The sequence below is a fragment of the Microbacterium sp. Leaf203 genome, from assembly GCF_001421275.1.
In the GTDB taxonomy this organism is placed as follows: domain Bacteria; phylum Actinomycetota; class Actinomycetes; order Actinomycetales; family Microbacteriaceae; genus Microbacterium; species Microbacterium testaceum_A.
In genome coordinates this window covers 57,443-64,696 of record NZ_LMKF01000022.1, presented here as the reverse complement: position 1 = coordinate 64,696, position 7,254 = coordinate 57,443, and the positions used below count along the sequence as shown (strand labels likewise).

The following is a 7,254-nucleotide window of genomic DNA, read 5'->3' as shown; positions in this document are numbered from 1 at the left end:
CCCCCGCCACGAAGGACGGCGGCTCGACCGTCATCGTCGACGCCGTCGTCGCCAAGGTCGCCGGCATCGCCGCGGCCGAGGTTCCCGGTGTCCACGCCCTCGGCGGAGGAGCAGCCCGCGTCATCGGCAACATCCGCCAGGCCGTGGGAGCCAAGGACCACGCGCAGGGCGTGAGCGTCGAGGTCGGCGAGACCGAGGTCGCCGCCGACATCTCGATCCAGGTCGACTACCCCGAGCAGCTGCAGCGGGTGGCGTCGAACGTCCGCGCGGCCGTGCACCAGGCCATCACCGAGCTCGTGGGCATGAAGGTCGCCGAGATCAACGTGACCGTGGTCGACGTCTTCATCCCGGGTGACGACGAGGAGGACGCCGACGAGCAGCGCGTCAACTGACAACCGTCTTCGAAGGGGCGCCGCCGCGAGGTGGCGCCCCTTTCGTCCGCCCGGAGGCGGCCGAATGAGTCCCTAGTTGCTGGAGGGGAAGACGCCCACACTGCACACGTAGTAGGTCATGCCGTTTGGAGTGACGGAGGTGAGGTTGGGAAGCTGGAAAGTCGTCGCGCCGTTTCCTCCGTACGTCGTGCCGTAGAGGGCGAACAGCGCCTGGTTCGACGAGACGCTCAGTGTCTGGCCGTTTGCGATCAGCCCGCTCGCGACACGAGAGGCGGAGAGGTAGACGTCGCCCAGTGTGCAGTCGGCGCCGCTGCGGCCCTCTCGAGCCTGCCCCGAGTTCTGTCCGAAACGGTCGTCCACGAAGGTGCTCGATCCAGCCGGCCCCTGCGGACCGGTCGACCCCTGGGGGCCGGTGAGTCCCTGCGGTCCGGTTGCTCCCGGGGCGCCTGCAGCGGCGAGCACGCGCCAGTCGGCGGTCGAGGTGGGCGCGACGTTCGTACTGGTCCGGGTGGCGATGTACGTGCTGCCCTGGTAGGTCACGACGTCGGCGGGAGTGCCCGTCTGGTACGTCGTGGTGCTCGTCCACTCGCCTCGGAACGTCCACGGGGTCTGGCCCTGAGCGCCGGAAAGCCCCTGCGTGCCTTGCGCACCCTGCGGGCCCGTCGCGCCCGTCGCTCCGGTGTCTCCCGTGGCCCCGACATCGCCCTTGTCGCCCTTCGCGCCCTTCGAGGCGACGAGGATCCAGCTGGAGTCCGTCCCCGGCGTCTTGCCGAGGGAGGACTGCGCGGCGACATACGCACTGCCTTCAAAGGTGACGAGGGCCGCGGGAGGCCCCGCCGTGTAGGTCGACGTCGCGGACCACGCCGAGACGGTGCTCCATGCGGCGACTCCAGCGTCCCCCTTCTCGCCGGTAGCGCCTTGGGCGCCGGTGGCTCCCTGAGCGCCGGTGGCTCCCTGAGCGCCGGTCTCGCCTCGCGCGCCCGTTTCTCCGGGTTCGCCCTGCGCTCCCGTGGCTCCTTGCGCTCCCGTGGCGCCCTGCGCGCCGGTTGCTCCCTGCGCGCCGGTTGCTCCGTCGGCACCGGTCGCTCCGACAGCCCCCGTAGCGCCCTGCGCTCCCATCGCTCCGTCGGCCCCGCCAGCGCCCTGGGGTCCCGTCTCGCCGGTAGCTCCTCGCGCGCCGCTCGTGCCCCTGTCGCCCGTCGCGCCGTTCTCACCCGTGGCGCCCTGTGCTCCCTGCGGCCCGGGTTCTCCGGTCGCGCCGGGCTCGCCTGTTTCGGCGGGGGAGCTCGACCAGGTGACGGGAACCATGCCGCCGTCGCACGTCGACGAGTCGGCGTTCAGAGTGAGCGCTCCCGACTGCGTATCGAAGCAGCCGTAGGCGGTCAGCGATGATGGCTGGCTCTGTGCCACGGATGACGCGGCCCACCCGGCGCCGGCGCCGACCGTTCCCGCGACGACCGCGCCGATGATGATCCAAGAAACGGGTGATGCCTTCATGGCGGGGCTCCCAAAGAGACGGGGCTCCTACGCGGTCGCGTCGAGCAGTGCGAAGACGGCCTAGAACACACTGCACCCAGCTCAGCCCGTAGTCGGACGCTATCGTAGCGACGAAAGTGCACGCTGTGTCGTCGGGGGTCGACGAACAGAGCCGCCACTGCCGCACTCGCTGTCGGCACGGCGATCGCCTTCGGGCTCCGCGGAGGGGGAACCCCGGGCGACGCCTCGGCTCCGACCGGCGCGGCGACCTCGGGTCCCGAGGGCGGACTCAGCCCCCGTGGCGCACGTGGGAGTACGCGTCGAGCGCGCGCTTGCGCGTCTCGCCGAGGTCGACCATCGGCTCGGGCGGGTCCTCGCCGAGGTACTCGGGCGCCCACTCCTTGATGTAGGCGTCGTGCGGGTCGAACTTCTTGCGCTGCGTGTCGGGGTTGAACACGCGGAAGTAGGGAGCGGCATCCGCGCCGCTTCCCGCGACCCACTGCCAGTTGAAGGGGTTGCTCGCGGCATCCGCGTCGACGAGGCAGTCCCAGAACCACTGCTCGCCATGACGCCAGTCGATGAGCAGGTTCTTGATGAGGAACGATGCCGTCACCATGCGCACGCGGTTGTGCATGACGCCGGTGTGCCAGAGCTGGCGCATGCCGGCGTCGACCACGGCCACGCCCGTCTTGCCCTGCTGCCAGGTCTCGAGGTGCGATCGGTCGAGCTTCGGCCAGGGGAAGGCGTCGAAGGTACGACGCCAGTTCACCGTCGCGATGTCGGGGGAGTGGTAGGTCACGTGCCAGGCGAACTCGCGCCACACGAGCTCCGACAGGAACCCGCTCGCGCTCTGCGCGTGCTGGCCCGATCCCCGGTGCTCGAGGGTGTCGTGCCACACCTGATAGGGGCTGAGCTCGCCCCAGCGCAGGCGGGGAGACAGGTTGGAGGTGGCACCGCCCGCGAACTCGTCGCGGTACTTCGAGTAGTCGCCCAGGTCGTCGTCGAGGAACTCCTTCAAACGTGCCTTCGCGGCGGGCTCTCCGGGCTCCCACGTCTCGCGCAGGCCCCCGGCCCAGTCGGGCTTCGTGGGCAGCAGGGCCCACGAGTCGAGGTCGTCGCCGTCGACACTGCCGTCGAAGCCGGGGATCTTCCGCGCCTCCGGCATCGGCGGACGCGGGGCGGGGAGCTTCTGCACGGCTCGTGCGAACGGGCTGTACACCCCGTACGGCTTGTCCGACTGCGTGCGCACCGTCCACGGTTCGTAGAGCAGGTTGGCGGCGAACGAGGCGACGGTCACGCCGTCGTCGCGCAGCTTCTCCTTGATGCCGGCGTCGATCTCGCGCTCCGCACCGCCGTAGCGCCGGTTCCAGAACACCGCTCCGGCGCTGATCTCATCGACCAGCGCGGGGACGACCTCGGCCGCCTTCCCGCGCCGCAGCACCAGCGACCCTCCGCGCTCGCTCAGGCGCTCGCCGAGCGAGGTCAGCGACCCGTGCAGCCACCACCGCGCCGCCCCGCCGATCTCGCGGACGCCGTCCGACTCCTCGTCCAGCAGGTACAGCGCGACGATCGGTTCGTCGCGGTCGAGCGCTGCGCGCAGCGCCGGGTTGTCGGTCAGGCGCAGGTCGTCGCGGAACCAGACGATCGAGGGTGAAGCCATTCTCCGACGCTATCCACCGCGGCATCCGGTGCTTCGGGCTTGACACCCGTGCGGCCGGCGCCGCCTGCCGAACGTCAGAGCGACGAGGTGTCGTGCCCCTTCGGCAGCGCGACCGAGAGCCCGCCGGGGACGATGCGGGTGTACACGCGCGTCGCTTCGCCGAACTCGTCGCCGTCCAGCTCGATCGGCTGCGCGGGCGCGGTCGCCAACTCGATGCCCGTGCCCCGCAGGTAGCGCACCGACGAGTCCCTACGGCGCTCGAGCACGCGTCGACCGGCGCGGAACTTCCGCAGCACCGAGTTGTCCCACACGATCTTGCGCCAGACGCCCAACCAGCCGAGCACGCCGCTGGGCTGCAGCACGGCCACGTCGAGGCTGCCGTCGGCGATGGAGGCGTCCGGGATCAGCGCGACGCCGCCCTGCAGGGCGCCGCAGTTCGCGAAGAGCACGCTGTGCACCTTCGCCGAGTGCAGGCGGTGCCCGTCGAGCTGGTACATGACGCGGAAGGGTTTGGCCGAGACGAGCGAGCGCGCCGCTCCGTCGACATAAGCGACCCATCCGACCTGCTTCTTCAGGTCGTCGCGGGTGTTCTGGATCATCGCGGCATCCAGACCGATGCCCGCCATGACCGAGAACCCATGCTCCTCGATCTCGCCGCTGGCGCGGCGGATGCGTGCGATCCCGGTGTCGATGGAGAGCACGTCGCCCTCGAAAGTCGAGCGGATCATCGCGTCGCTGTCGGCGAGGGGCAGGTTGAGGTTACGAGCGAGCAGGTTGCCCGTCCCGCTCGGGATGATCGTCAGGGGCACACCCGTCGAGGTCAGAGCCTCGGCGACGGCACGGACGGTGCCGTCGCCGCCCGCCACGAGCACGGCGTCGACCTTCTCGTCGAGGGCTGCGCGGGTGGCGTCGTCGCCCAGGTCGTCGACCGTCGTCTCGTAGAACAACGGCTCGGCCCAGTCGGCTGCGGCCGAGAGCTCCGCCACGCGGGCGCGCAGCGTGTCGGGGTCGACCTTGACGGGGTTGTAGACGAGGGCGGCCCGCTTCTTCTCGGTCGTCTCGGCGTCGATCGGCGCTTCTTCGCCCTCGGCGTCGACGCGCTGCGTCTTGCCGGGCATCTCCGCCGACGAGTCCGGCTCGACGTCCTCCGGCTGGCGAATGGTGTCGTCGGGTTCTGCGGCGTCCTTCGGGTGAGGGACGTCCTTGCGCGGGCGGTCACCGACGTCCTCGCCCAGCCGCGCCGCGTGGAAGTGGTCGTCAGAGCCCCCGGCCGCGGCGGCATCCGCCCTCACCTCGGCGGGAGCATCGGCGGGGACGGTTTCGGGAGCGTCCGCGTCGTCACGCGGCTCGTCAGGGGCGGCCATGGCATCCACCATAGGACCGCGGTCGATCCCGTCACTCGTATTCGAGGCGGGCTTGACGGAGGGATGCCGAAGCCGCATTCGCCGCGAGCGGAGCCCGTCCTTCCGCCTTCCGGCGCACGCCGCGCGTGCTCGCGACAGCGCAGGACACGTGCCGCCTCGACCGTAGGATGGACGCGTGATCGACCTGACTCTGCTGCGTGAAGATCCCGAGCTCGTGAAGCGCTCCCAGATCGCCCGCGGGGAGTCGCCGGATTCGGTGGACGACGCCCTCGCCGCCGACCGCGACCGCCGCGCGGCCATCACCGCCTTCGAAGAGCTCCGTGCCGCGCAGAACGCGCACGGTAAGCGCGTCGCGCAGGCGCTGAAAGAAGAGAAGGCCGCTCTCGTCGCCGAGGCGAAGCAGCTCAGCGAGCAGGTCAAGGCCGCGCAGCACGCCGCGACCGAGGCCGAGGCGGTAGCCGAGGCGGCCCTGGCGAAGATCGAGAACATCGTCATCGACGGTGTCCCGTCGGGGGGCGAAGAGAACTTCGTCACGCTGCGCACCCACGGCGACGTCCCGACCTACGACTTCACCCCGCGCGACCACCTCGAGATCGGCGAGCTGCTCGGGGCGATCGACATGGAACGCGGCACGAAGGTCTCGGGCAGCCGCTTCTACTTCCTCACCGGCATCGGCGCGCGCCTCGAGCTCGCGCTCATGACCCTGGCCCTCGACCGCGCGCTGCAGGCGGGCTTCACCCCGATGATCCCGCCGACGCTCGTGCGCCCCGAGGTCATGCGCGGCACCGGGTTCCTCGGCCAGCACGCCGACGAGGTCTACCACCTGCCGAAAGAAGACCTCTACCTCGTCGGCACCAGCGAGGTGCCCCTCGCCGGCTACCACATGGATGAGATCCTCGACTTCGGGCGCGGCGCCAAGCGCTACGCCGGCTGGTCCACCTGCTACCGCAGCGAGGCCGGCTCGTACGGCAAGGACACCCGCGGCATCATCCGCGTGCACCAGTTCAACAAGCTCGAGATGTTCGTCTACACCGACCCGGCCGACGCCGAGGCCGAGCACGACCGTCTCGTCGCGATGCAGGAGCAGATGCTGCAGGACCTCGGCCTCGCCTACCGCGTGATCGACGTGGCCGCCGGCGACCTGGGGTCCAGCGCCGCGCGCAAGTTCGACATCGAGGCCTGGGTCCCCACGCAGGATGCCTACCGCGAGCTGACGAGCACCTCGAACTGCACGACGTACCAGGCGCGCCGCCTCGAGACCCGCTTCCGTCCCGCCGACGGAGGCAAGACCCAGCCGGTCGCGACCCTCAACGGCACACTCGCCACCACCCGGTGGATCGTGGCGCTTCTCGAGACGCACCAGCGCGCCGACGGTTCGGTCACGGTCCCCGAGGTCTTGCGGCCGTACCTGGGCGGGCTCGAGGTCATGGAGCCCATCGCGTGAGCGACGAGGCCGCCCTCCCCGACACCGGTGCCGTTGAGAGCGCGCCGAAGCAGGAGGCGGCCGATCTGGTCGCCGATCTCGCCGACGCTCCTCACCTCGGCCGCCTGCTCATCGCCCTCGACATCGACGGAACGGTGCTCCTCGAGGACGACACCTTGAGCCCCGGGGTCGTCGATGCGATCACGCACGCGCACCGCGCGGGTCACGAGGTCATGCTCGCCACCGGTCGCAGCTGGGACAGCACCCACACGATCATGGACCGCCTCGGCATCCGTCCCGAGTACGCCGTCTGCTCGAACGGCGCCATCGTGATGCGCCGGGTGGGGGGAGTGGATGCCACCGAGTACGAGCGAGCGCACGTCGAGACGTTCGACCCCAGTGAGGTGTTGGCGCTACTGGGCGAGCACCTGTCGGGTGCGCACTTCCTGGTGGAGCTGCCCGACGGTACGCGCAAGTTCACCGACTACCTCGACGACTGGAACCTCGAGAAGGCGCATAAGGTGACCTTCGCCGAGCTGTCCGCCGAGCCGGTGTGCCGTGTGGTGGTCGTCGCGCCCGAGCAGACCGATCAGGACTTCCTCGAACTCGTCGAGCGGATCGGGCTGACCCAGGTGTCGTACGCCATCGGGTGGACGGCGTGGCTCGACATCGCGCCGCAGGGCGTCGACAAGTCGACCGCGCTCGAGCTCGTGCGCGGGTGGCTGGGCATCGCCCCCGAGCGCGTCCTGGTCATGGGCGACGGTCGCAACGACATCGAGATGATGCAGTGGGCCGTCCGCAACGGCGGGCGGGCGATCGCGATGCACCAGGGTCCTCCCGAGGTGCACGCCGCCGCGGGCGAGGTCGGCCTCTCGGTGACCGAGGGCGGCGTGGCCGCGATCCTGCGCGCGCTCTGACCCGCTGCAGGATCGGCGGCCC

The 7,254-nt window shown here is 70.6% G+C and carries 6 protein-coding genes; 3 read left to right on the top strand and 3 right to left on the bottom strand.

Going from position 1 to position 7,254, the window contains the following annotated elements:
- Positions 1 to 392 (top strand): Asp23/Gls24 family envelope stress response protein (locus ASE56_RS01615; RefSeq protein ID WP_156371645.1); only part of this gene is annotated, 392 nt, incomplete at its 5' end.
- A 72-nt stretch (positions 393 to 464) separates the two neighbouring features.
- On the opposite strand, the gene ASE56_RS17795 is transcribed toward ASE56_RS01615, so the two are convergent.
- The 3 genes from ASE56_RS17795 to ASE56_RS01600 all read right to left on the bottom strand — a co-directional run bounded on the left by ASE56_RS17795 (position 465) and on the right by ASE56_RS01600 (position 4,892).
- Positions 465 to 1,889: a tail fiber protein gene (locus tag ASE56_RS17795; protein ID WP_056224337.1), complete on the bottom strand. Its 1,425-nt coding sequence runs from the start codon at positions 1,887 to 1,889 to the stop codon at positions 465 to 467.
- A 268-nt stretch (positions 1,890 to 2,157) separates the two neighbouring features.
- Positions 2,158 to 3,528, bottom strand: a complete 1,371-nt coding sequence (locus ASE56_RS01605) for a deoxyribodipyrimidine photo-lyase (RefSeq protein ID WP_056224335.1) — start codon at positions 3,526 to 3,528, stop codon at positions 2,158 to 2,160.
- Between the two features lie 74 nt (positions 3,529 to 3,602).
- Positions 3,603 to 4,892: a diacylglycerol kinase family protein gene (locus ASE56_RS01600; RefSeq protein ID WP_082450274.1), complete on the bottom strand. Its 1,290-nt coding sequence runs from the start codon at positions 4,890 to 4,892 to the stop codon at positions 3,603 to 3,605.
- A 175-nt stretch (positions 4,893 to 5,067) separates the two neighbouring features.
- On the opposite strand from ASE56_RS01600, the gene serS reads away from it, so the two are divergent.
- Both serS and ASE56_RS01590 read left to right on the top strand, forming a co-directional pair.
- Positions 5,068 to 6,336: a serine--tRNA ligase gene (gene serS / locus ASE56_RS01595; RefSeq protein WP_056224333.1), complete on the top strand. Its 1,269-nt coding sequence runs from the start codon at positions 5,068 to 5,070 to the stop codon at positions 6,334 to 6,336.
- Positions 6,333 to 7,232, top strand: coding sequence for an HAD family hydrolase (locus tag ASE56_RS01590; protein ID WP_056224330.1), 900 nt, complete (start codon positions 6,333 to 6,335; stop codon positions 7,230 to 7,232). Before serS ends, ASE56_RS01590 begins: the two co-directional genes overlap by 4 nt.
- The last annotated feature ends 22 nt before the right edge of the window (positions 7,233 to 7,254 follow it).

What these genes read in the sequence shown, in the direction of transcription:
- ASE56_RS17795 (WP_056224337.1), bottom strand. Translation starts at nt 1,889, where the DNA reads ATGAAGGCATCACCCGTTTCTTGGATCATCATCGGCGCGGTCGTCGCG.
- ASE56_RS01605 (WP_056224335.1), bottom strand. Translation starts at nt 3,528, where the DNA reads ATGGCTTCACCCTCGATCGTCTGGTTCCGCGACGACCTGCGCCTGACC.
- ASE56_RS01600 (WP_082450274.1), bottom strand. Translation starts at nt 4,892, where the DNA reads ATGGCCGCCCCTGACGAGCCGCGTGACGACGCGGACGCTCCCGAAACC.